This window comes from Lentilitoribacter sp. Alg239-R112 (assembly GCF_900537175.1).
In the GTDB taxonomy this organism is placed as follows: Bacteria; Pseudomonadota; Alphaproteobacteria; order Rhizobiales; family Rhizobiaceae; genus Lentilitoribacter.
Genome location: NZ_LS999834.1, coordinates 171,951 through 195,167 on the forward strand (window position 1 = coordinate 171,951; position 23,217 = coordinate 195,167).

Here is a 23,217-nt window from a genome sequence, read left to right on the forward strand (position 1 = left end):
TTTATGCCTTTACTTGCCAGGATATGTTAAGCGCTTTTGGCCCACGGACTGAGAGACCACTCTTATAAATAACCCTTTCGTCAACTAGCTGAATGTTACTGAATCTGTGAAGCAGAGTATCAAATATAATCCTCATGTTTAGTCGCGCTAGATTATTTCCTAAACATAAATGGGCTCCCTGCCCAAATGCCAAGTGCCTGTTTGGTGTTCGTGTAATTATGAACTCATCAGCTTGTTCGAACTGCTCTGGATCCCGATTTGCAGAACCATAAAGCAATCCAAAAGTTGTACCTTTCTTGAAGTGCTGTCCGGCAATTTTTACATCCTCCAAGGCATGGCGATGAAAAAAAGGAAGTGGGGACTCAAAACGGAACATTTCTTGAATGGCCGTGGGCGTTAGTTCAGGGTCTTCTTGTAAAGCTCTCATTGATTGAGGGTGTTGAAGTAGCGTATGCATACCACTACCAAGTACATCGATGGTGGAGCCGTGACCTGCCATTAGAATTAACATGCAAGTCGAAATAAACTCATCTCTCGTGTAGCGGCCTTCACGCTCGTCAATAATCATCTTTGATATGAGATCATCTTGCGGTTTGCGCGCACGTTCAGCCCGTAAATCTTCCAGAAAATGATAAAATTCTTTTGTAGCATTCTCCGCAATTGTTTTCTTTTCATCGCTGCGATCAACATCAAAGAACTGAACGATTTGTTCTGACCAAAGGCGAAGTTGTGAGCAATTTTCCTCAGGTGCACCTAAAAGATAACCGATCACATAGCCGGGGATATGAGCTGCAAAATCATTAATAAATTCGATATCATCCCTTTGTTGAAGTTTATCCAAAAGTCCATCCACAAAGGTCTGCACAACATTTTCCAGATGGGCGATGGAGCGAGCGGTAAACTCTCCAAAAATCTGTTTGCGAAGGCGTCTATGTATGTCGCCATCACTATCAAGTAAGCTAAATTGAACAACACGTTCGTGGTATGGCATATCGTGCCAGTTTGCAGCTCGCTGTCGTTTTTTTGTTTGTTCCACTGTTTCCAAGCCATCAAGCGAACGCACCATTTTTGGGTTGCGTGCTATCGCTGAAACATCCTCATATCGAGATAAAAGCCACAAATTTTGAGGTTCAAAATAATGCGCTTTACCGCTTTCTCTTAATTCCCGATAGATACGATATGGATTTTCGGAAAATGCATTTGAAAACGGGTCGAAGTGGATTTGTTGCTTACTCAAATTGGCACCATATATTTTTAGAGTTTACCAGAAACACTAACAATGAAGGTGATAAGAAGCCATAGTCTAACTTTGATTTAATCTGGGAAATCTGGACATAACGAAGTATGCCATTTCCGATTTTAAAAATCGACGAATTGGTTTTTCACAAGCTTGATGGACGATGTAAGATAGGGTTATTACTAATAAAATGACTAGTGTTACCGCTTGAATCGGATTTAATCTGAGTTCAGCTAATTTTTGCAATACTATATACCCGACTTCTTGATGAATGAGATAGAGTGGATAGGATATCGCACCCAACATCACTGCGAACGAATGCTTAATGGGAATAATTTTGCCAAAAATCCCAATAGCAACGGCACCAATCGATAATATTGCGCAAATGGTAGACACCAGTAAATCAGGTTGATTGCTGAAATTTGGAAGCTGAGCCTGTATGCCAAGGTGTTTGATACCCAGTGATAATGACACTCCCGAAATCACCATGAGCAGAGCGTGGGGCGCTGTCCATCTATTTTGCTTGGCATGCCACATCACAAGGCCACAGACGAAAGCACCTGCATAGTAGGTAATGAATACGAGCTCGATGATTCGGTTTTCCAACAGCATTATATTTGCGAACGAGATGCCAAGCCAAATGGAGCAGATTTTCAATAGATGCTTATGAAAAACATCAGACAGTAACAAAATAAATACCCAACCATAGAACACAAATTCAAGCACGAGGGTCCAGTAAACACCATCCACAAAAGGGTGACCAAGAGTTTGAGGAAGGAGAAGCAAGTTTGCGAACCATAATTTAAGATTCAAAATATTTGTACCATCAAGCAACGCAATGAGTAAAAAACTTACTGTCATACAAATCCAAAATGCAGGCATTAGCCTTAAGATACGGTTGGACATAAATCTAAGTGGATGAATATCAGTACTAACATGAGCGATAACAAAGCCGGAAAGAATAAAAAATATAGGAACGCCCAAATACCCGTATTGAAAAAACAGGGCTGCAATTCCCTGGCTAGGTCCATATCCGGTCAAACCCATATAGGGACCGATATGTCCGTAATGTGCAAGCATAACCCAAAATGCCGCCAAAAAGCGGATAATATCAAGATTAGGATAATAGTTGCGGTTTTCAGGCTTCATTTACCTAAATTGCCAAATTTGGTGAGATTTTCAATCAAAATGCTAACTTTAGGTTAACGGCTGAATCCATGCGTGATCAAATTTAGCCCATGTAATCGCGCAAAATTACGAGTCTTTCAAAAACCGCATTTTTTTTGATTTCTTGGCCATGAATTGTCCTAATTTCGCCCTTCCTCAAACACAAAACATCGTCATCTTGTTGTTATTCGCAATGAAGCCAATAACGGTAGCGAATAACTAAAATAAACGACGAACGGTCAAACCTCTAAGAGTTTGGCATGTTTAACAAGGAGAATTAAAATGAAAAAGTTCCTAACACTTGCTACAGTAACATTGCTAACTGCAACTGGCGCGAATGCGGCAGAATTCGTTGAAATCGACACAAATGCTGATGGATATCTTTCATTTGAGGAAGTTGTTGCAGCAATGCCTGACATGACAGAAGATGCATTCAAAGCAGTAGATATCAATCTCGATGCGCAAATCGATGCAGACGAGTTTGCTGCTGCTGAACTTTAAAAAGTAGAGTTTGTCCCCCCAAGACTTCTACTGGAGAGTGGCTTTGTGCCGCTCTCCAAATTCTGTTTAGAGAGTGACTTCAATCTTTAGTCCATCGTAACACGGGGCAATGTGTTCAGGTGTCGATGACATGACATAGTCATAGTCTAGCGCCGTGTGCATATGCGTTATATATGCTTGTTTTGCGCCAAGTTTTTTTACCCATTCTGCTGCTTGATCGAGCGAAAAGTGACTAAAATGTGGTTTTGGTAAAGTCGCATCAATAATGATTGTGTCTAACCCTAGCAGCTTTTCCATGCTTTCTTCTGGAAACTGACTCACATCACTGCAGTAGGCAAAATTCCCAATTCTAAAACCCAATGAGTGAATCGGACCGTGGATAAGGTCAATTGGCATAAGTGGTATAATTCCACCCTCGCCGTCGATCTCAATTGATGTGTTCATGTCTTTGATCAAGTTATGCTCGATGACCGGTGGATATTCACTTCCTGTAGGAGTCTTAAAGCAATACTCGAATGAATCTTCCAAAGTCTCGAGTGTCACTTTATCAGAGTAGATCTGTACGCGTTTTCGGTGCGCCATTGCAAAAGCGCGTAAATCGCCAATACCGTGGATGTGATCGGCATGTCCGTGTGTATAAATAACTGCATCAATATATCTGACGCGAGCTGAGATCATTTGCTCTCTAAAATCAGGACCGGTATCTACAACAACTGTTGTTTTCTCTCCCATAGGACCGAATTGTTCGATCAATAAACTCGCACGTCTGCGTCTGTTTCGAGGATTATTAGGATCACATGCACCCCAATCACCGTCCGAGCGCGGTACCCCATGGGACGAACCACAACCCAATACAGTAAATATGCGACTTGTCGGTTTGATGGTCATTAGAACGTCATTTTCGTAAATAATCTTCGACAGTTTTCCGTCGTCTTTAACCATAGCTCATCTTCGTCAAGACCTACAGTTTCTGCCAGAACACGAGCGGTATGAACGACATAAGATGGTTCATTTCGTTTGCCGCGAAATGGCATCGGCGCAAGATATGGCGCATCAGTTTCCACAAGCAAACGATCATGGGGAACAGATTTTGCAATCTCGCGTAATTCATCAGATTTTTTGAATGTTAAGATACCGGAAAAAGAAACATAGCCTCCAAGTTGAACTCCTGTTTTGGCAAGTTCTGCCCCGGAGGAAAAGCAATGTAAAATAAAAGGAAAATCGCCCTTTGTAACTTCATCTTCCAAAATCTCTGTCATATGCGCATCAGCATTACGTGCATGAATAACAAGCGGTAAGCCTGTTTGTCGTGCCGCCCAGATATGAGTGCGCATAACTTTTTCTTGCACCGCGGGTGGCGCATTATCATAATAATAGTCTAGACCCGCCTCACCTATTGCCACGCATTTCGGGTGTTTGGAGAGTTCTAGGAGTTCATTAAGTTCGATATCCGGTTCTTCGCCTGCATTAAGCGGATGTGTGCCAACAGAACAAAAGACGTTATCGTATTTTTCTGCAACAGCTTTTACTTGATCAAACTTCCGCACGCGGGTGCAAATTGTTACCATCCTGCCAACACCAGCTTGCTGTGCTCGTGTGACAAGCTCATCACGATCTTCGTCAAACTGCTCAAAGTCAAGATGGCAGTGACTGTCGATCAAAAGTTTGGTTCCCTCGATTAGTGATCGTTCTGCTGGCACGTTACTACTCAACTTCTTGTTCAACATAACGAGGGAAAATACCTGATGGTTTAGGAAGATCAGTACCTGATTTTAGCCGTCCGGTTTTACCCAACTGTGCAAAACTACGCTCGTCTTCTGCTATCAACAAAAGGTCAAGCAGTTTAGCGGATGAATCGGGCATAATGGCCTGACATAAAATACCAACTTGCCGGATGACCTCTGCCGTTACGTAAAGTACTGTTCCCATACGTTCCGGATCAGTTTTCTTTAAGGCCCAAGGCTCTTGACCTGCGAAATATTTATTAGTTTCGGAAACAGTTGCAAATACTGCGCTAACATATTGATGCACAGCTTGCTTATTCATTGCATCACGTGCCCCGGTAAGCAGATTATCAACTTGGGTTAAAATCTCCTTATCTTCGGCGCTTAGCTCACCACAAGTAGGAACTTTAGCCTCACAATTTTTATGTATCATAGAAAGCGAACGCTGGGCTAAGTTTCCCAAATCATTAGCTAAATCAGAATTTATTCGGCCGACGATTGCATCGTGGCTATAGTTGCCATCATTGCCAAATGGCACCTCGCGCATAAAGAAAAAGCGAACCTGATCAAGACCATAATGATCAACCATAGATATCGGATCAATGACATTTCCGAGTGATTTTGACATTTTTTCTCCTTTGTTAAAGAGAAAACCATGAGCAAAAACACGCTTTGGTAAGTCGATACCCGCAGACATCAAAAATGCCGGCCAGTAAATTGCATGAAATCGAATGATATCCTTGCCAATTATATGTGCAGCAGCTGGCCAAAATTTCCAATTTTCAGCATTTTCATCCGGAAAACCGAGCGCTGTAATGTAGTTGGTTAGTGCATCCACCCAAACGTACATTACGTGCTTTTCATTGCCAGGAACTAACACGCCCCAATCAAATGTAGTGCGCGAGATTGAAAGATCTCTCAGGCCAGATTTTACGAAAGACATAACTTCATTACGACGAGAATTAGGCCCTATGAAATCGGCATTATCTTCATAATGTTTTAGAAGAATATCCTGGTACTTGGATAAGCGGAAAAAATAACTTTCCTCTTCTACCCATTCGACCTCAGTTCCCTGTGGTCCGTAACGTTTTCCGTCTTCACGAACATCTGTTTCATCTTCTTGATAATAAGCTTCATCGCGGACAGAGTACCAACCCGAATAACTATCTAGATAGATATCACCGTTGGCTTCCATACGGCGCCAGATTTCTTGGCTTGCTTTATGGTGGCGTTCTTCACTAGTCTGAATGAAATCGTCATTTGATGCATTCAAAACCTCTGCCATATTGATAAATTGAGCAGAGTTTTCTGCAGCGAGTTCAGCGGCAGTAACCCCCATTTTTTGTGCTGTTTGCAGCATCTTTTGGCCGTGAACGTCTGTGCCAGTTAGAAAGTACACTTGTTTACCATCCAAGCGTTGAAACCTTGCCATGACGTCGGTTGCAATCAACTCATAGGCATGGCCGATATGCGGCGCACCGTTAGGGTAGGAAATTGCAGTCGTGATATAATATCTATTTTGATCAGTCATGATGTCACATATTTTGAATTGAAATGATGTTTGCGTCTTAAGTGAAAATTTGAGAAATAGCTATGTTTTTTCTCAAATTCCCATCATAGAGAATAGAGTTAAAATCGTCTGTTTGCGATCAAGATTATAGATGTCAGACTCAGTTTTATGATTGTTCAACTTCTCGGATAATTCCGCAAGTTCAGCCGCCTTGCTAATCTGGCCTGCATTCGCAGCCGTTTTAGCCTGCTCCATTGTATGCGTGATCATATGATCAACAAGGAAGTGATAGCTGGTTTCCTGATCTTTTTTTGCCAGACTTTCCGCTAGTTTGTGCAGCGTTTTACGATCTGCCTGACTATCCTGATCGATAATATCATTAAAATGTCCGATGAGCTCGGCTCCACCATAATTTAGAATTGTCAAAGCTCTGGAAACCGACCCCTCTGACAGTTTTAGTAGTTGGCGTATGCTTGCGTTATCAAGGCCGTTTACAACATCTAGATGATTTAATGCAGACACCATGTCTTGATCATTTAATGACTTTATATGAAGAGAAAGACATCTTGAGCGAATGGTAGGTAACAATCTTCCTGGTGAATTTGATAAAACCAAAAAAAGCGCTCGTTTTGGTGGCTCCTCAAGAATCTTTAAAATTGCATTCGCAGCGGATCTATTCAGGTCATCGGCTGTATCAATAATGGCAATTCGCCAATTATTAGAACCGGATGTCTGTGCGAAAAATTTACCTGTTCTTCTGATATCATCCACGCTGATTGAAGATTTCGTTTTGCCTGTTTTTGCGTCCACTTCACATTTGATGTGCATAAGATTATGCGATGCTTCACCAGCAACCTGACGAAAAATGGGGTTCTCAGGATCTGGGTCGGATATCTGATCCGGAGCTTGATCTGTATCGGGGTTGTTTAGGATATGATTGGCAAGGCGAAAAGCAAATGTGGCTTTACCGATGCCTTGTTCACCTTCTAGCAAAATTGCATGGTGGATCCGCCCGGATTTAAATGCAGAGGCAAGAAAATTCTCATTTTCCTTGTGGCCAAATAATTTTGTGTTTTCTGCAGGCGGTATAGCACCCTCTAGCTCAAGACTCATGAGACCTTATTCTTAGAGAAACGTTTTCCTCTAGCTTTCTTCGGCAAGATGGCAGGCAAAGCGAGCTCCACAGTTTCAAAAACGTCTTGAAATATGGCGTTAACATCCCGATCGCCATCAATTATGCGACATCGGACAGGGTCTTCTTTTGCAAGATCTAAGAAACCTTCGCGCCGCATCTCGTGTGTTGCCATTTCTTCGCGTTCAAAGCGATCAAGTGTACCGCCTGTTCCGCTTCGTTCTTTAGCTCGTCGCATTCCGACTTCAGCAGGAACATCAATAATCAATGTCATGTCCGGATACATATTGTTAACAGCAACACGTTCCAGACTTTCCAAAAGATTTGCCTCAATATTTCCCGTAACACCTTGGTATATTCGCGTTGAATCCGCAAAACGATCACATAAAACAACCCTGCCGGCTTTTACAGCTGGCCGAATAACTTCCTCCACATGGTCGCTTCGCGCCGCCGCAAACAGAAAAGCCTCCATGCGCACGCCAAATTCTTCCGCTGCGCCAGATAGCAACACATGTCTTGCAGCTTCCGCACCAACCGAGCCACCTGGCTCGCGTGTTACAACAACGTCATGACCGATTTTCTTCAGCTTTTCAGCCAGAAGTTTGATCTGAGTGGATTTCCCTGCCCCTTCCCCTCCTTCGAAGGTTATGAAGCGACCTCTTTTTAAATTCACGTTACTGCCTACAATCAATTGCGCGCTAGACTCATTGTCTATCCGTCTAATTTATAACAAAGCATTAGGCAATAGAACCTGAAACCGCAAATTTGATGGATTGTCAGAGGTTTATCACAACCAAAATAGTAAAAGCTCTTTAAAGGCGTCCCATGCACGGTCATGAAACTCGCCTTTCTCCATGTCACTCTTAGCGAAAACTGGCGCGGTACGTGATAATGTCTCGCCAACCCATATACGAACCTCACCCACTTCATCACCGGCTTTCACAGGCGCTGCAAGTGGCCATTTATAAGCAACACGGGCTTTCAACCGTTCAGTGTTATTAGCCGGAAGCAGAATATCGACGTCCTGTCCTGCGATTAGGTCAATTTCTCCTGCTCCGCCATAAACACTGGCAGTTCCGAGATTTTCACCTTTCTTAAAAAGTAGTTTGGATTTGAAGTTTTCTAATGCCCAAAGCAAAATGCGTCTTGTCTCTTCTTGCCGCTGTTTCTTGGTTGCTAAACCACTCATAGCCAAAAACAATCGCTGGCCATTTTGCTCAATAGATGATGCAATCGCGTAGCCAGATTCCTCGGTAAAACCGGTTTTAAGACCATCTACACCAATGCCAGCAGTTAACAATGGCGCACGATTGAGCTGTCTAATCTTGTTCCAAGTAAATTCAGTTTCTGAGTAATATTTGTAATATTCAGGATATGTGTCAAAGATATGCTTTGATAGGGTTACAAGATCGCGCATTGTCACCCGTGCTTTTTCATCTGGCAGGCCAGTCGAATTGGCAAATACGGATGATTTTAGCCCGATTTCACCAGCGCGTGCCGTCATGTGGCTCGCAAATGTTGCCTCATCTCCAGCCATGCCTTCCGCTAGGATAATACAAGAATCGTTACCAGAATGAACAATCGCTCCACGAATAAGGTCTTCAACTCGAATTTCAGATTTAAGCGCTGCAAACATTGTCGATGTGCGTGAAGGTGCTCCGCCTGTTCGCCATGCATTTTCAGATACTTTAAATGTGTCTTCTAAGCTTAACTCACCTTTTTGTAATGCATTAAATACCATCTCCATAGTCATAATTTTTGCCAATGAGGCCGGAGGTATTTGTTCATCTTCGTTTTTGGCGAAGAGAACTGTGCCTGTCCTTGCATCAATTAAATATGCTTGTTTAGCCTTGGTTTGAAATTCCTGCGCAGATAATTGCGGGCAAAACACAACTGGAATTGCAAGTAGTGCAAGAACAAAAAAACTCAATTTGAGGTGAGTGCGCATCAATCACGTTGCCTAAAGGTGAAACAAAACAAAATACAATTGTTTTGATGATAAACCATATTAGCTAATGATTGAAGTTATTGTATCGTTTTTCTCAAGTGATATTTTTTTAACAAATCCACAGTCAGCTTTGGCTTCACGACAGCCGTTTGCGGTTCGGCCTCTAACGCAGATGCCAGAACTGTTGGTTTCGCTGCTTTAACAGTCTTTGAAACTGTCTCTTTAGTTATAGTATTTGTTTTGGCTGGTTTGGGAATAGTTCCTGTTACTTCAGCAGAGGGTACATAAACATTTTTGCCACCCACCAAGGTCAAAAGGTCACGATGTGGAGGTTTTGCAGGCTTGGCAGCTTTGGCTGTTTTAAATACTTCAAACGGAGCTTTTACTGCATTTACAGCCAATTGGGTGCCTTGAGCAAAGATGCCTGGACTTCCATTTTCTGAGTATGATGCAACCAAATATTGCATATCCTGACCATGTAAAGGTGCTCTTCCTATATACTGAACGCGAACATCGGCAACGCCTTTTTGCTTCGTGCCAAGCATGTCGGCGGCTTTGCTGGAAAGATCGATGATACGTTTGTGCGCAAAAGGACCACGATCATTGACGCGGACAACAACAGATTTACCAGTTTCCTGATTTGTTACACGAGCATAACTTGGCAACGGAAATGTGGGGTGTGCAGCTGATAAATGGTATTGATCATAAATCTCACCATTAGCTGTTAATCGACCATGAAAATTGGGACCGTACCACGATGCTAATCCAGTGCGATCATAGCCAGGCTCTTCTTTTGGGTGATACCATTTACCGCGAACTTTGTATGGTTTGCCAACGACAGCACGACCACCGCCTTTTTTAACATTTTTAGAAACTGTCAGACGTGGACTGGCAGCCACACCATAAGATTTTGATGAAAACTTGGTTTTATTGTTTATACTTGCGGTGTTTGTCCCAACCTTTAGCGCATCACCAGTAGAACTACAGCCAGCGAGCGCAGCAGCTAAAACAAAACCGCAGCAGATTTTTGTCAGGAACCCCAGTGAAGGCTTACCAGCGCGAAGGTTTGTTATTTTAAAACGAAGGTCCAATATATTTAACTCTTAATTTCATCTATGTCGAATTGTGGTCATTAAAGGCCACTATATGGCAAAAATACGATCTAATCCTTTAATCATGCCGAATCTGCTCAACATGTCGCACATTTGTTGTTTCATAGTTGATAAAGCCTTAAAACAGCAATATCTACTGTGTGAATGATATCTGCATAAATATAATTCACCAGCAAGTCACTTTGAATTACGTTTTATTATTAAAAACTGCAATATTTTTCAAGAAACTGAAAAACACGTCTTGCATTCAGTCTCAGTTTGTTACAAAAGACGCTCACCGGAGAGGTGGCTGAGTGGTCGAAAGCACTGGTCTTGAAAACCAGCGAGCGTGTAAGCGTTCCGTGGGTTCGAATCCCACCCTCTCCGCCATTATTCTCATACTACGACTATGCTTTTGAAATTTGCTCAAACCCCAAGATAGTTTGTACTCAAGTTTCACGTCTACTTTATTTTAGCAAATACTCATTATGAGCGATGTTAGTTGGGCTGTTTGAAGTATCTGATATTCAATTTAAAACAGATTCTTATCACTTTATGGCAAGGGTAATTGTAAGCCCGATACCGTCATTGGCTTGACTGAGCGCTAGTCCAAGATCGATTTTTGCGAATGCCTGTTTCGAACCCAACGTGCCATATTCTGCAACGTTCATAAATGTCTGTAATGCATCTTTTGTTAATCGAATGATGATTTCGGGGATGTCAGTGACTTTAACATAGTTAGTGTGCGCCAATTCACCCCATCGATATTTGGGACTATATATGCATTAATAGGGGCGATAAAAAGCGGAGCGAGAAAATGGAAAAAGATCTGCAATTTGAAGTTCTTGTTGTTGGTGGCGGGTTAGCTGGTTTGAGCGCAGCAATTGCAGCGCATCTTGCTGGTTTTAAAACTGCTGTGATCGCTAAAAAATCGGATACTGATGATGAGCGCACAACAGCTCTTTTTATGCCGTCTATTGATTTTCTGGACAAAATAGGCATCTGGCAGCAGATAGAGACAAAGACAGAGGCGCTTCAAACCATGCGCATTTTGGACGGCACAAAACGCATTATTCGCTCGCGACCCGCTTCATTCCACGCCAATGAAATTGAACTGGATCAATTTGGTTTTAATATCCCAAATCAAGTATTATTGGATGCGTTATTTGCTAAACTGGACGAGCTCAAAATCACTCGTTTCGATGAGTTTGCTACTGATTACGTTGATAAAGGTGATATTGCTACAGTTAGTCTGACAAATGGTGGCGTGCTAAAAGCCGGGCATGTCATCGCCGCTGATGGCCGACGTTCTCTTATCCGTGAAAAAGTTGGTATTAAGCATAAAGCTTGGCAATATCATCAAAAAGCCATTGTGCTTTCATTTAAACACAGCCTGTCTCACCAAAATATTTCGACTGAGTTTCACACCGAAAAAGGTCCGTTCACACAGGTTCCATTGCCTGGCAAGCGTTCTAGCCTAGTCTGGGCAATCAAACCTGAAGAAGAGGCTGAAATTCTCGGTAGGCCTTTAGACGAGCTTAACCAAATGGTTGAGCAAAACTTACACTCCACTCTTGGTGCCGTCGAGATAGATACAACACCACAATGTTATCCGCTTTCTAGCCTGCTGGCAGACAAATTTGGCCGAGGCCGTGTAATGCTTGTTGGAGAAGCTGGTCATGCATTTCCGCCGATCGGTGCGCAAGGTTTGAATTTGGGTTTACGGGATGTAATAACAGCAATCGAATGTATTTCAGTTAATGATACGGAACATAGTGCAGGCGTTGGCGAAGCCTATCATCGTGCGCGACAACTGGATGTAATTACACGGACATTTGGCATCGATATGTTCAATCGCACGCTTTTAACCTCATTTTTACCCGTTCAACTCGTCCGAAGTGGTGTAATTTCGGCTGCAAGTAATGTGTCGTTTCTTAAACAACTAGTCATGAGACAGGGCGCTCAGGTAAAAAAACATACAGATAAGATTGCAAGTTAGAAAGTGTTGTTCAGATTGGCATCACGGAAATAAATCAAACGGGATAGTTTGTGACTTGAATAGCCAAAGCCAGGTCGAAACCGTTAAAATTGAACAAATAGTGGTTATTAGAACACACGCTGAGGCGCGCTCTGTCCATTGGTCATATTGCTGGCCGATTACAAAAACATTGGTTGCTGTTGGCAATGATGCAAGCAATACAGCGACTTGAACCCATATAGGGTCAAAATCCCCGACAAAACTTAGCGCAACATAAGTAAGAGCTGGATAGATAGCGAGCTTGATTGGCGTAATATAGAATATTTCAATTGGTATTCGCTTTATGGCGCGCAATGCGAGCGTAACACCCATTGCAAAAAGAGCACACGGTGCCGCAGCTTGCGCCAGAAGGTCTATAATATTATCGGCCGCATCTGGCAGATCTATTTTATATATCGCTGCGATAACACCGATAAATGACGCGATTATAAATGGATGAAGGATAATGTTCTTGATAACTTTCTTTGCTAGGTCTCCGTAATTTGCCTGATCGTCACCGCCACGAAATGCCATGAGAAGTGGTGCGACTGTAAAGTGCAAAATGTTCTCAATACAGAATATCAAGGCGACGGGTATCGCCGCCACTTCTCCAAACGCGAGAAGCGCCATTCCAGGGCCCATATATCCAATATTGCCATATGCCGCCGCCAAACCTTGAATGGTTGAATCGCCAATATTGTTACGTCTTATGACCCAGCCTACAAGAAAGATCAGGTAGAAAATAAAAAACGTAACTAGGGTTGTGGTTATCAAAAAATCTACACGCTTGAATTGTTCAACCGGTGTGTTAGAAAGCAATTTATAGAATAATGCAGGTAGAGATACATAAATAATGAAAATGTTAAGCCAACCCATAGCACCATCAGGTTGCTCGGTGAATTTTGCGACAACAAATCCTAAAATAATAAGACCAAAAAATGGTAAGACGAGTGATATAATTTCAGACATTAACTGGTCTAATTCTCAAATATAATCGAAGAAACATAGCAATGTTTAGTTTCATCAAATTGTTTAAAGTAATAGATGAGTAACGGCGTAATGAAGGATTGTCGATGGAAAAATCTCACGCGAAGTTTAATCTCGGGCAAATTGTTCGACACAGGCTGTTTGATTTCCGCGGCGTGATATTTGATGTTGATCCGGTTTTTAACAATACCGAGGAATGGCTTGCCGCTATTCCCGAGGATATTCGCCCGCATCGCGAACAACCATTTTATCATTTATTCGCCGAAAATAGCGAAATCGAATATGTTGCTTATGTTTCAGAGCAAAACCTATTAGCTGATGATAGCGATGTACCGCTTCGGCATCCAGATATCGGGAAATTCTTTAAAGAATCGCAAAAAGGTCAGTACGAGCCTATTGGAAATCAAACACACTAATAAAAAACCCGAGCAAATGCCCGGGTTGTTTGTTTGATATTGAATGTTTTATTCGGTCTTTTTGGCTGCATCTTGAGCTGCTTGAAGTTTCGCACGAGATTCTTCAAGTTTTTTGCGAATCTCATCTTCACGCGCTTTTGCCTTTTCATCGCGTTCAGCAAGGCCGAGAGCTTCACCATCAAATGCCTGAGTAAACCCAGCAAGTGAAATTCGGATAGGATTTGCAGCACGTTGTGCATTTACCGATGTAAAGACTGCCTCACTACCCTTCTTAAAATTCGCAACGACAGCATCTGTCATAGGAATTTGCGCTATACATTTATCTGGAAGGCAGACTGCATAGGGTATTTTAGTTTGTTTTCCGCCATCAACCTGCAATGAAATTCCAGGGGGAATAAAACGAGCAATTGGAACAGTGACCTGGAGAAGTTTTTGATTGACCTTGCCGGAAACATCCACAAGTCCAACAGCTGTAATTAATTGACCAGATTGTGCAGTAACAATGTTCTGTACGACGCAGATATCATTGTCAGCTTGTTTGCTGCACTCTTTATACCAACCATCAATTGGTGCTTGTGATTGCTGAGCATAGGTGCCTGTGACACCTGCAGTAATCACACCTACAAAAATAGTTGCGGTTTTTATTGATTTATTGAACAATTTGAACATTGCTTGAAACGCCTTGTAGATCTTAAATTCTGTTCCGTATTAGAATTATGTTGTTACATATTCCAATGCTGCCCAGTCTTCTGCCCATGAATTAAGGCAGTAAAATGACTCTCAGCTTCATCTAACGCGAGACGCCATCAATATCCAGAGGGTAAAGTAGTTTTTTTTGCCATTTTGACACCTGTTAGGTCTCGATGGCATGTTAGTTTATAAGAATCATTGAGTATCTGGGAGTTTGGTATGATCAAATCATTGTTTTCGACGTGCATCTTTGCGCTTGCGCTTACAGCCAACACAACATTGGCAGAACCCTTGCACGGCATCTCGATGCATGGAGAACCTGCCCTACCCGCTGATTATAAACATTTTCCCTATGCAAATCCTGATGCTCCCAAAGGGGGAAAGATCTCATATGGCGTTGTCGGTACATTTGATAGTTTGAATCCTTTTATACTGAAAAGCATGCGCACAGCCGCACGCGGGATAATCGACCCAGAATTTGGACACCTTTATTATGATACTTTGATGCAACGCTCTCGCGATGAAGCATTTACAATGTACGGCCTTCTTGCAGAAACCGTCGAATGGGACGACGAGCGAACTTTTCTTCAATTTAATTTAAATCCCAAAGCGCGCTGGCATGATGGAAAACCTGTTACAGCAGATGATATCATATTCACTTTCGAAACGATGACGGAAAAAGGGCGTCCGCCCTATAGTCGTCGTTTGGCGCGCGTTGAGCGTATGGAGAAGGTTTCCGATCTCAGCGTAAAATTTATCTTCAATGAAAAATCAAACCGTGAATTTCCGCTAATATTGGGGCTCATGCCGATTATCCCCAAGCATGATACCGACGCAGCCAATTTTGATAGTATTACAATGGACATTCCTGTTGGCTCTGGCCCCTATAAGGTTAAAGAAATTCGCCCAGGCGAACGAATTACTTATGAGCGTGACCCCAATTATTGGGCAAAAGACATTCCATCCAAAGTTGGGTTCGATAATTATGATGAAATTCGCGTCGAATATTTCTTATCGCAAACAGCGCAGTTTGAAGCATTTAAAAAAGGTCTATTTGACGTTTACCCAGAAGGTAATCCAACTCATTGGCAAACGGCTTATAACTTTTCCGCAGTTAACGATGGTGAAATTATAAAGCAAACTTTTAAGAAGCAGCGACCATCAGGCATGTATGGATTTGTCTTCAATACTCGTCGCGACATTTTTAAAGATATTAAAGTGCGCAAAGCACTCTCTTTGATGTTCGATTTTGAATGGATCAACAAAAATCTTTATGGCGGAGTTTACACACGGACGCAAAGTTTCTGGCAAGGGTCAGACTTATCCAGCTACCAAAACCCGGCAAATGACATTGAGAAGGCACTGTTAGCGCCCTTCCCTGATGCCGTCTCTCAAGACATTATGGATGGTACCTATCAGTTGCCCGTCACGGATGCATCTGGTCGTGATCGTAAATTGCTGCGCCAAGCTTTGGGCCTGTTTCAAGAAGCGGGTTATAAAATTGATGGTGGCAAGCTTATTGGCACCGATGGCAAACAGCTTACATTCGAAGTGATGCCTCAAAACGAGGATCAGGAAAAGCTAGCTCTGGCCTACCAGCGTTCGCTTAAGGCTCTTGGCATCGAGATGTCGGTAAGAACAGTGGATGATGCGCAATATCAAAAACGTTCGCAAACATATGATTTTGATATGATTATAAAAGCCTTTACATCCTCATTTTCGCCCGGTGGCGAGCAAGTTTGGCGTTGGAGTTCCCGTGCTGTCGAGCCAGAAGGCACATTTAACTTCGCTGGTGTTGCAAGCCCCGCTGTTGACGCAATGATTGATGCGCTTGTGAATGCGCGGACAACAGAAGATTTCCAAGCTGCAGTGCGCGCTTATGATCGTACCCTGCTTTCAGGACATTATATTATTCCAGCTTACCATCTGGGTGAGACATGGGTTGCTCATCGAGATTACATCAAATTTCCTGAAGGTAAGCAGCCGATTTATGGCTATCAGTTACCTGTTTGGTGGGATGGACGCGCAGAATAAAATTTAAAGGATCATCCATGACCGACGACAATCAAAAGCAACATGTCACGATCGATATTGTATCTGACGTTATGTGTCCTTGGTGTCATATCGGGCGCAAACGCTTGAATGATGCCTTGAGTGAATTAGGTGATGATATTAAAACAACAGTGCATTGGTTACCCTATCAACTTGATGCAACTTTGCCTAAGGAAGGCAAAAACCGGCAGCAATATTTCATCGACAAATTCGGATCATTAGATGCACATGAGCAAATCTATGCGCCGATTAATGAGGCGGGAAAGGCCGAAGAAATACCATTTCGTCTGAATGATATTACAGTATCACCCAATACACTTGATGCGCATAGATTGATTTTCTGGGCTGGGCGTGATCATGGCTCAGATATGCAGAATAAGCTTGTTAATATTCTCATGCAATTTTATTTCGAGCAGGGCAAGCATATCGGCGATGATGATGTGCTTGTAGAAGCCGCTGAACATGCAGGTATGCCTGGGGAGAAAACGCGCTACATGCTTGCATCGGACGAAAGCAAAGAAGTCATACAAAATCAAATTGAAACCATCAAATCATCCGGCGTTAATGGCGTACCTGTGTTTATCTTAAATAAAAAGTATGCTCTTGAAGGCGCGCAAAGCAAAAGCGTAATAAGGGATACAATTCAAGAAGTTATAAAGTTAAGTGAAAGTGATTAGTTAGCATCACTTTCAGCTATTTTCGCTAGTTTTGTCATCACCACAGCAGATCCCGCAAGTCGCTTGTCGGCATCGGTCAATTTGCGAGCAAAGAAGATACTCTGATCTGCTCTAATCTTAGCTTGGTTGCTTGGGTCAGACAGGTGTGCAACGAGCCCTGAGGGGTTAGGAAATTCACCATTTCTAAAGTTTACAACAATACCTTTTGGACCGGCATCCAGCTTCTCAACATTGGCAGTCCGGCAAAGGGTTTTAATATAAACAACTTTCAATAAATGTTTGACTTCGACTGGTAATTTGCCAAATCGATCAACCAATTCTGCGCCAAATTCGTCTATTTCAGATAATTCTTCAATATCACCCAGACGGCGATAAAGGCTAAGGCGCAGATTGATATCTGGTACATAATTCTCCGGTATCATTACCGGAGCGCCAACCGTAATTTGTGGTGACCATCCACCATCACTGGCAAGTTCATCACCTTTAAGTTCGGCAATCGCTTCTTCCAGCATGTGTTGATAAAGTTCAAAACCAACTTCTTTGATGTGTCCAGATTGCGCATCACCCAATAGATTGCCAGCGCCACGAATATCCAAATCATGACTGGCAAGTTGGAACCCGGCTCCGAGCGTATCAAGTGACTGAAGAACTTTTAGGCGGCGTTCGGCAGTTGATGTAAGCGTTTTATTGAGCGGGAGCGTAAAGAGTGCAAACGCGCGAACCTTGGAGCGCCCAACACGTCCACGAAGCTGATAGAGTTGCGCTAAACCAAACATATCTGCTCTATGGACAATCAATGTGTTGGCCGCTGGCACATCAAGACCAGATTCAACGATGGTCGTCGAGAGGAGAACATCATACTGACCTTCATAAAAGGCCGTCATAATATCATCCAATTCACCAGGTGGCATTTGCCCGTGCGCAACAGCGACCTTTAGTTCGGGAATTTCAGCCTCTAAAAATGCATGGACTTCTTCGATATCTTTTATACGCGGAGCGACATAAAAACTTTGTCCGCCGCGATAATGCTCACGAAGCAATGTCTCACGGATAATCATCGTGTCAAACGGCGATATAAATGTGCGGACTGCCAAACGATCAACGGGAGGTGTCGTTATGAGCGACAACTCCCTCACACCCGTCATTGCAAGCTGCATTGTGCGTGGAATCGGAGTTGCAGAAAGAGTGAGGACATGAACGTCTGATTTCATCTCTTTTAACCGTTCTTTATGCTTAACCCCAAAGCGCTGCTCCTCATCGATGATAAGTAGACCCAAATTAGCAAATTTTATGGAGTCGCCAAGCAAGGCATGTGTGCCAATCACAATGTCTGTTTTACCAGATTCCAGTTCTTTTTTGGTGGACGTAAGTTTTTTGGCGCCAACCAATCGCGACGCGTGACCAACACGAAGTGGAAGTCCGCGCATACGTTCTGAGAAACTTTTAAAATGTTGACGCGCAAGTAATGTGGTTGGCACGACAACCGCCACCTGAACACCATTCATCGCAGCGATAAAGGCTGCGCGAATGGCAACTTCGGTTTTACCAAAGCCAACATCACCACAAACAAGGCGATCCATTGGCAAGCCCGCCACCAAATCATCTTTTACAGAATCGATGGCATTCAGTTGATCTTCCGTCTCGTCATAAGGAAAAGAGGCTACAAACTCGTCGTATAGCCCTTCTGGAGCGGTCAATGATGGCGCATGACGGGTATGCCGCGCCGCTGCTATGGCGATCAGTTGATCTGCCATATCCATCAAACGCTTTTTGAGCTTTGCTTTACGAGATTGCCAAGCAACACCGCCAAGCTTATCAAGAGTTACGGTGGTGTCATCTGAACCATATCTTGATAATAATTCAATATTTTCAACAGGCAGAAAAAGCTTGTCGTCACCTAGATACCGTAACTCCAAACATGCATGTGGCGCCCCACCAGCTTCAATAGTCTGTAGTCCGACGAATTTGGCAATACCATGCTCAGCATGAACAACATAAGTACCTTCTTCTAGTCCCGCGACTTCAGAAATAAAGTCAGCGCCCTTACGCTTGCGTTTTGAGCGACGGACAAGCCTATCACCAAGAATATCTTGCTCACCAATGATCGCAAAATCTTCATTTTCAAAACCACTTTCAAGTGAAAGAATAGCTGATGCCGCCTGCCCCTTTTTAACTGCCGCCAAAGCATCAAACGAACCGATGGGTTTGATGTTTTCAAGGCCATGTTCGTTTAGAACCTGAAGCATGCGATCAAGGGAACCGTCGCTCCAGCCTGTTACGAGAACTTTTTGTCCAGACGCACGCTTGTTGGAAATATGTTTGACGACCTGATCAAATACATTCGTTCGAGATTCATCCTGCTTTTTCTCCACATTACTTGCCCATCTGGGACCTGGCTTGAGGGAAAGCGGTAATATTTGCCGATGATCCGTTTCGGGTTCTTCAAACGGCGTGAAGCGAATATATCTTACCAGTTCGAGGTTTTTTGTGAATTCTTCATGTGTGAGATAAAGGTCATCCGGCAGGATTGGCTTGTACGGTGCTGATTGTCCTAATGCTGACTTTGATCCCTCAAGCGTATTTAAACGCGCATCATAGTGATCATCGATTTGATCACGACGCTCCTTTGCCGCTTCAAGCGCTACATGGTCGGCGGTGACTGTAAAACCCGATAAATAATCGAAAAGCGTTTCCACCTCCGCATAAAACATTGGAAGCCAATGTTCCATACCAGAAAACCGTCTACCGACGCTGATCGCTTGATAAAGCGCATCGTCACGTGTTGCAGCGCCAAATGCTGTTAGATAATTAGTTCTAAAGCGTGCAATATTTGGCGAATCGAGCGCAATTTCACTCATAGCATTGAGTGAAAACTGCTTTAGCTGTTTTTTTGTACGCTGCGTTTCAGGATCAAATGATCGGATGCTTTCGAGCGTATCGCCAAAAAAATCAAGTCGGATTGGTACATCAGAACCGGGAATAAATAGATCCACAATCCCACCGCGAATGGCATATTCACCCACTTCGCGCACAGTATCTGTACGATCAAAACCAAGCCCCTCAAGCCGCGGAGGTAGGTCATCCATATGCAAATGCGCGCCAGCTTTAGCTGAAAATGCGAGGCTTTTAAGCTGGGAGGATGGTGTGAGCCGCTGCATTATTGCATTGACCGTGGTGAGTAAAATTACCGGCTTAGACTTCTCACTATGAGCAATCAATCGGCCAAGTGTGGATAGCCGTTTTGCAACGATATCAGACCCGGGCGATACCCGGTCATAGGGTAAACAATCCCAACCGGGAAATGTAAGCACCTCGACATTGGGGGCATAAAATGAGAGAGTTTGCGCAAAATCTGCCATACGTTGACCATCGGCCATGATATGGGCGACAGACTTTCCATCACGTGCCAATTCTGCAAGCACAAGAGCTTCGGCGCCTGAAGGTACATTGGAGATAATCACAGGACCCAATCGGCTTGTGATATCAGCCGTGGAAAATCCGGCTATTGCACTCATGTTAACAGCTCCAAAGCGGGGAAATGATGTTAGTAGTTGGGTTTATAGTCAATGACGCGCCGAAACAACGGTGTATTCAACTCATCTGGCGTCGGTACTTCGCGCATGATCCATTTCGATAAATCGGTATCCTCATGGGACATAATAAACTCGAGTTCATCTAAATCAGAATCATCCAAATCATGAAGGAAATTATCCACAAAATGGCCGAATACAAGGTCCATTTCTTTTGTCCCACGATGCCACGCCCTAAATTTAATGCGCGCACGCCTGCGATCAAGTTTACTACTGCTTTGAGTTGTTCCGGTCATAACGGCCTATATACGTGACAAAATTTGTCTTGTCAGGACGTCAAATAGCACTTTGCCCGATTAATTTTGAATGATACAAAAACCTATGCGTCCAAATGAAATAGATATGTTCTTCAAAAGCGTAACCTCAATCAATGGCATTGGTCCAAAAGTGGCTGATCTTATTGCGCGTGTAACGGGACGTGAAAGCCGTGATGAGACTAAAATTGTTGATCTGATCTATCATGTACCAAGTAGCCTGATAGACCGACAAATTGGTCCAGGGGTCTCACATATGGTCGATGGTGCCGTTTCAACTGTCCGTGTAACTGTGGATAGCCATCAAGCCCCTCCGCGTGGGCGCGGAAACATTCCTTACCGCGTTTTTGCGCATGATGAGACTGGTGAGATATCTTTTGTCTTTTTCAAAGCGCATCAATCATGGCTGGAGAAAAGCCTACCCGAAGGTGAAAAGGTTATCGTATCAGGTAAAGCTAGTTGGTTTAACGGGCAAGCTTCTATGGTTCATCCTGATTTTATGATGGCTGAAGATAAAGCCAAAGATATGCCTCGATATGAGACTGTCTATCCGCTAACGGCAGGCTTATCTTTAAAGATTCTCAAGAAGGGCATTAACGAAGTGGTCAGCACTTTGCCTGATCTCCCGGACTGGATTGATAAAGAACTTGCAAAAAAACACTCATTCCCCAGTTACAAAGATGCGCTCGATCAAATCCATCATCCTCGGGATATGGCAGACATGGAACCGCAAGCCCCGGCGCGGCGACGTTTAGCATATGATGAATTCCTGGCTGGTCAGTTATCTTTGGCTCTTGTCCGGCAATCTATTAGAAAACTTCCTGGTGATCCGTTGCATGTCAAAGGCATTTTAAGACGCAAGATTGTAGATGCCCTTCCGTTTAGTCTTACCAATAGCCAAAATGACGCCATCCAAGATATTTTATTAGATATGAATAAGGATGAGCGCATGTTGCGGCTCTTACAAGGCGATGTGGGAGCTGGTAAGACAATAGTTGCACTCGCTGCTATGGCAGACGCTGTCGAGGCGGGTGGACAAGCTGTACTTATGGCACCAACCGAAATTCTGGCCCGACAACATCATGCATCTCTTTCCAAGATGGCAGCGGCAGCGGGCATCTCAATCGACATATTAGTTGGGAAAAGCAAAGCAGCAGAACGCCGCGAAGTGCTTGAACGTATTGAAGATGGGCGTGCGCAGATTATTGTCGGAACGCATGCTCTGTTCCAAGATGCTGTAATCTATAAAAAGTTACTCGTGGCCGTAGTTGATGAACAGCATCGTTTTGGTGTTCATCAACGGCTTCGCTTAACTGCCAAAGGTGTTGCACCTCATATGTTGGTTATGACAGCAACCCCAATTCCTCGTACGCTGGTTCTATCTGCTTTTGGTGACATGGATGTCTCGAAATTGACCGAAAAACCTGCCGGACGAAAACCGATTTCAACGGTATCAGTTGATCGAGATCGTCTGCCTCAAATGGTGGATCGCTTACGTGTTGCTACCGCCGACGGTAAAAAAGCCTATTGGATCTGCCCGCTGGTTGAAGATTCTGAACTAAGCGATTTAACCTCTGCAGAAGCGCGAGCAGAGGAGCTGCAACGTGCCTTGCCCGATGTGCCTGTCGGTCTTGTTCATGGTCGGATGAAAGGTGATGAAAAAGACGACGCCATGGAAGCGTTTAAACGCGGTGATACGCGTATTTTGGTCGCAACAACTGTCATAGAAGTCGGTGTTGATGTGCCAGATGCTACAATCATTGTGATCGAACATGCCGAACGTTTTGGCCTTGCACAACTGCACCAACTACGCGGACGTGTGGGACGCGGAGATGAGGCATCAAGCTGTGTATTATTATTTAAATCACCGCTATCTGAAACTGCACAAGCTCGGCTGAACATATTGCGTGAGACTGAGGATGGGTTTCGCATAGCAGAAGAAGATTTGCGATTGCGTGGTGAAGGCGAACTTTTAGGAACCCGGCAATCCGGTACGCCTGGCTTTCGCATTGCACAATTGGATGCGCACTCTGATTTGCTTGAAATTGCTCGGAATGACGCGCGATACATCATCGAGACCGATGCTTCACTGTCCTCAGAACGTGGTAAAGCCATCAAAATGCTTCTTTATCTGATGCGCCGGGATGAGGCCATTCGGTTCATTCGTGCTGGATAAGAGTGGCTCTTAGTTTTACAAAAAATTTGCTTGAACTTGACTTAATTC

At 43.5% G+C, this 23,217-nt stretch carries 20 protein-coding genes and 1 tRNA gene; 7 read left to right on the forward strand and 14 right to left on the reverse strand.

Annotated elements, in window-relative coordinates:
• Position 1: 1 nt before the first annotated feature.
• Positions 2-1,237 (reverse strand): cytochrome P450, encoded by a 1,236-nt coding sequence (locus tag G3W54_RS14110; RefSeq protein WP_162653927.1) that lies wholly within the window; start codon positions 1,235-1,237, stop codon positions 2-4.
• Positions 1,238-1,303: 66 nt separating this feature from the next.
• The gene (locus G3W54_RS14115) at positions 1,304-2,386 is read right to left on the reverse strand and encodes an acyltransferase (RefSeq protein ID WP_162653928.1); all 1,083 of its coding nucleotides are present in this window, start codon (positions 2,384-2,386) and stop codon (positions 1,304-1,306) included.
• 300 nt (positions 2,387-2,686) lie between these two features.
• On the opposite strand from G3W54_RS14115, the gene G3W54_RS14120 reads away from it, so the two are divergent.
• On the forward strand, positions 2,687-2,905 hold the full coding sequence (locus tag G3W54_RS14120) for a hypothetical protein (RefSeq protein ID WP_162653929.1): 219 nt from the start codon (positions 2,687-2,689) through the stop codon (positions 2,903-2,905).
• A 66-nt stretch (positions 2,906-2,971) separates the two neighbouring features.
• Here G3W54_RS14120 and G3W54_RS14125 read toward each other — a convergent pair whose 3' ends face one another.
• The 7 genes from G3W54_RS14125 to G3W54_RS14155 all read right to left on the reverse strand — a co-directional run bounded on the left by G3W54_RS14125 (position 2,972) and on the right by G3W54_RS14155 (position 10,157).
• Positions 2,972-3,793, reverse strand: a complete 822-nt coding sequence (locus tag G3W54_RS14125; protein ID WP_162654432.1) for an MBL fold metallo-hydrolase — start codon at positions 3,791-3,793, stop codon at positions 2,972-2,974.
• The gene (locus G3W54_RS14130; protein ID WP_244627942.1) at positions 3,793-4,617 is read right to left on the reverse strand and encodes a TatD family hydrolase; all 825 of its coding nucleotides are present in this window, start codon (positions 4,615-4,617) and stop codon (positions 3,793-3,795) included. The genes G3W54_RS14125 and G3W54_RS14130 overlap by 1 nt, the downstream gene beginning before the upstream one ends.
• Positions 4,610-6,163 carry a methionine--tRNA ligase gene (gene metG, locus G3W54_RS14135; RefSeq protein WP_343162569.1) on the reverse strand — a complete coding sequence of 518 codons (1,554 nt, stop codon included), beginning with the start codon at positions 6,161-6,163 and terminating at the stop codon, positions 4,610-4,612. Before metG ends, G3W54_RS14130 begins: the two co-directional genes overlap by 8 nt.
• 69 nt (positions 6,164-6,232) lie before the next feature.
• The gene (locus G3W54_RS14140; protein WP_162653932.1) at positions 6,233-7,252 is read right to left on the reverse strand and encodes a DNA polymerase III subunit delta'; all 1,020 of its coding nucleotides are present in this window, start codon (positions 7,250-7,252) and stop codon (positions 6,233-6,235) included.
• Complete coding sequence (gene tmk, locus G3W54_RS14145; protein WP_162653933.1) at positions 7,249-7,944, reverse strand: dTMP kinase; 696 nt, start codon at positions 7,942-7,944, stop codon at positions 7,249-7,251. Before tmk ends, G3W54_RS14140 begins: the two co-directional genes overlap by 4 nt.
• Positions 7,945-8,058: 114 nt before the next feature.
• Positions 8,059-9,219, reverse strand: a complete 1,161-nt coding sequence (locus G3W54_RS14150) for a D-alanyl-D-alanine carboxypeptidase family protein (protein WP_162653934.1) — start codon at positions 9,217-9,219, stop codon at positions 8,059-8,061.
• A gap of 77 nt (positions 9,220-9,296) precedes the next feature.
• Positions 9,297-10,157, reverse strand: coding sequence for a septal ring lytic transglycosylase RlpA family protein (locus tag G3W54_RS14155; protein ID WP_244627963.1), 861 nt, complete (start codon positions 10,155-10,157; stop codon positions 9,297-9,299).
• A 453-nt stretch (positions 10,158-10,610) separates the two neighbouring features.
• Here G3W54_RS14155 and G3W54_RS14160 point away from each other — a divergent pair.
• Positions 10,611-10,700 (forward strand) — tRNA-Ser (locus G3W54_RS14160).
• 158 nt (positions 10,701-10,858) lie between these two features.
• On the opposite strand, the gene G3W54_RS14165 is transcribed toward G3W54_RS14160, so the two are convergent.
• Positions 10,859-11,062 carry a hypothetical protein gene (locus G3W54_RS14165; protein ID WP_162653935.1) on the reverse strand — a complete coding sequence of 68 codons (204 nt, stop codon included), beginning with the start codon at positions 11,060-11,062 and terminating at the stop codon, positions 10,859-10,861.
• Between the two features lie 65 nt (positions 11,063-11,127).
• Between G3W54_RS14165 and G3W54_RS14170 the strand changes: the two genes are divergently transcribed.
• Complete coding sequence (locus tag G3W54_RS14170; protein ID WP_162653936.1) at positions 11,128-12,309, forward strand: UbiH/UbiF family hydroxylase; 1,182 nt, start codon at positions 11,128-11,130, stop codon at positions 12,307-12,309.
• A 21-nt stretch (positions 12,310-12,330) separates the two neighbouring features.
• On the opposite strand, the gene G3W54_RS14175 is transcribed toward G3W54_RS14170, so the two are convergent.
• Positions 12,331-13,296 carry an AEC family transporter gene (locus G3W54_RS14175; protein WP_162653937.1) on the reverse strand — a complete coding sequence of 322 codons (966 nt, stop codon included), beginning with the start codon at positions 13,294-13,296 and terminating at the stop codon, positions 12,331-12,333.
• Positions 13,297-13,400: 104 nt separating this feature from the next.
• Here G3W54_RS14175 and hspQ point away from each other — a divergent pair, with 104 nt between their 5' ends.
• The gene (gene hspQ / locus G3W54_RS14180; protein WP_162653938.1) at positions 13,401-13,730 is read left to right on the forward strand and encodes a heat shock protein HspQ; all 330 of its coding nucleotides are present in this window, start codon (positions 13,401-13,403) and stop codon (positions 13,728-13,730) included.
• Between the two features lie 48 nt (positions 13,731-13,778).
• On the opposite strand, the gene G3W54_RS14185 is transcribed toward hspQ, so the two are convergent.
• Positions 13,779-14,399, reverse strand: coding sequence for an invasion associated locus B family protein (locus G3W54_RS14185; protein ID WP_162653939.1), 621 nt, complete (start codon positions 14,397-14,399; stop codon positions 13,779-13,781).
• Between the two features lie 240 nt (positions 14,400-14,639).
• Between G3W54_RS14185 and G3W54_RS14190 the strand changes: the two genes are divergently transcribed.
• Positions 14,640-16,454 carry an extracellular solute-binding protein gene (locus tag G3W54_RS14190; RefSeq protein WP_162653940.1) on the forward strand — a complete coding sequence of 605 codons (1,815 nt, stop codon included), beginning with the start codon at positions 14,640-14,642 and terminating at the stop codon, positions 16,452-16,454.
• A 17-nt stretch (positions 16,455-16,471) separates the two neighbouring features.
• The gene (locus tag G3W54_RS14195) at positions 16,472-17,149 is read left to right on the forward strand and encodes a DsbA family oxidoreductase (RefSeq protein WP_162653941.1); all 678 of its coding nucleotides are present in this window, start codon (positions 16,472-16,474) and stop codon (positions 17,147-17,149) included.
• Here G3W54_RS14195 and mfd read toward each other — a convergent pair.
• Both mfd and G3W54_RS14205 read right to left on the reverse strand, forming a co-directional pair.
• Positions 17,146-20,664 (reverse strand): transcription-repair coupling factor, encoded by a 3,519-nt coding sequence (gene mfd, locus G3W54_RS14200; protein WP_162653942.1) that lies wholly within the window; start codon positions 20,662-20,664, stop codon positions 17,146-17,148. The genes G3W54_RS14195 and mfd overlap by 4 nt on opposite strands.
• A 29-nt stretch (positions 20,665-20,693) precedes the next feature.
• The gene (locus G3W54_RS14205) at positions 20,694-20,975 is read right to left on the reverse strand and encodes a succinate dehydrogenase assembly factor 2 (RefSeq protein ID WP_162653943.1); all 282 of its coding nucleotides are present in this window, start codon (positions 20,973-20,975) and stop codon (positions 20,694-20,696) included.
• Positions 20,976-21,060: 85 nt separating this feature from the next.
• On the opposite strand from G3W54_RS14205, the gene recG reads away from it, so the two are divergent.
• Positions 21,061-23,169: an ATP-dependent DNA helicase RecG gene (recG, locus tag G3W54_RS14210; RefSeq protein WP_162654434.1), complete on the forward strand. Its 2,109-nt coding sequence runs from the start codon at positions 21,061-21,063 to the stop codon at positions 23,167-23,169.
• The last annotated feature ends 48 nt before the right edge of the window (positions 23,170-23,217 follow it).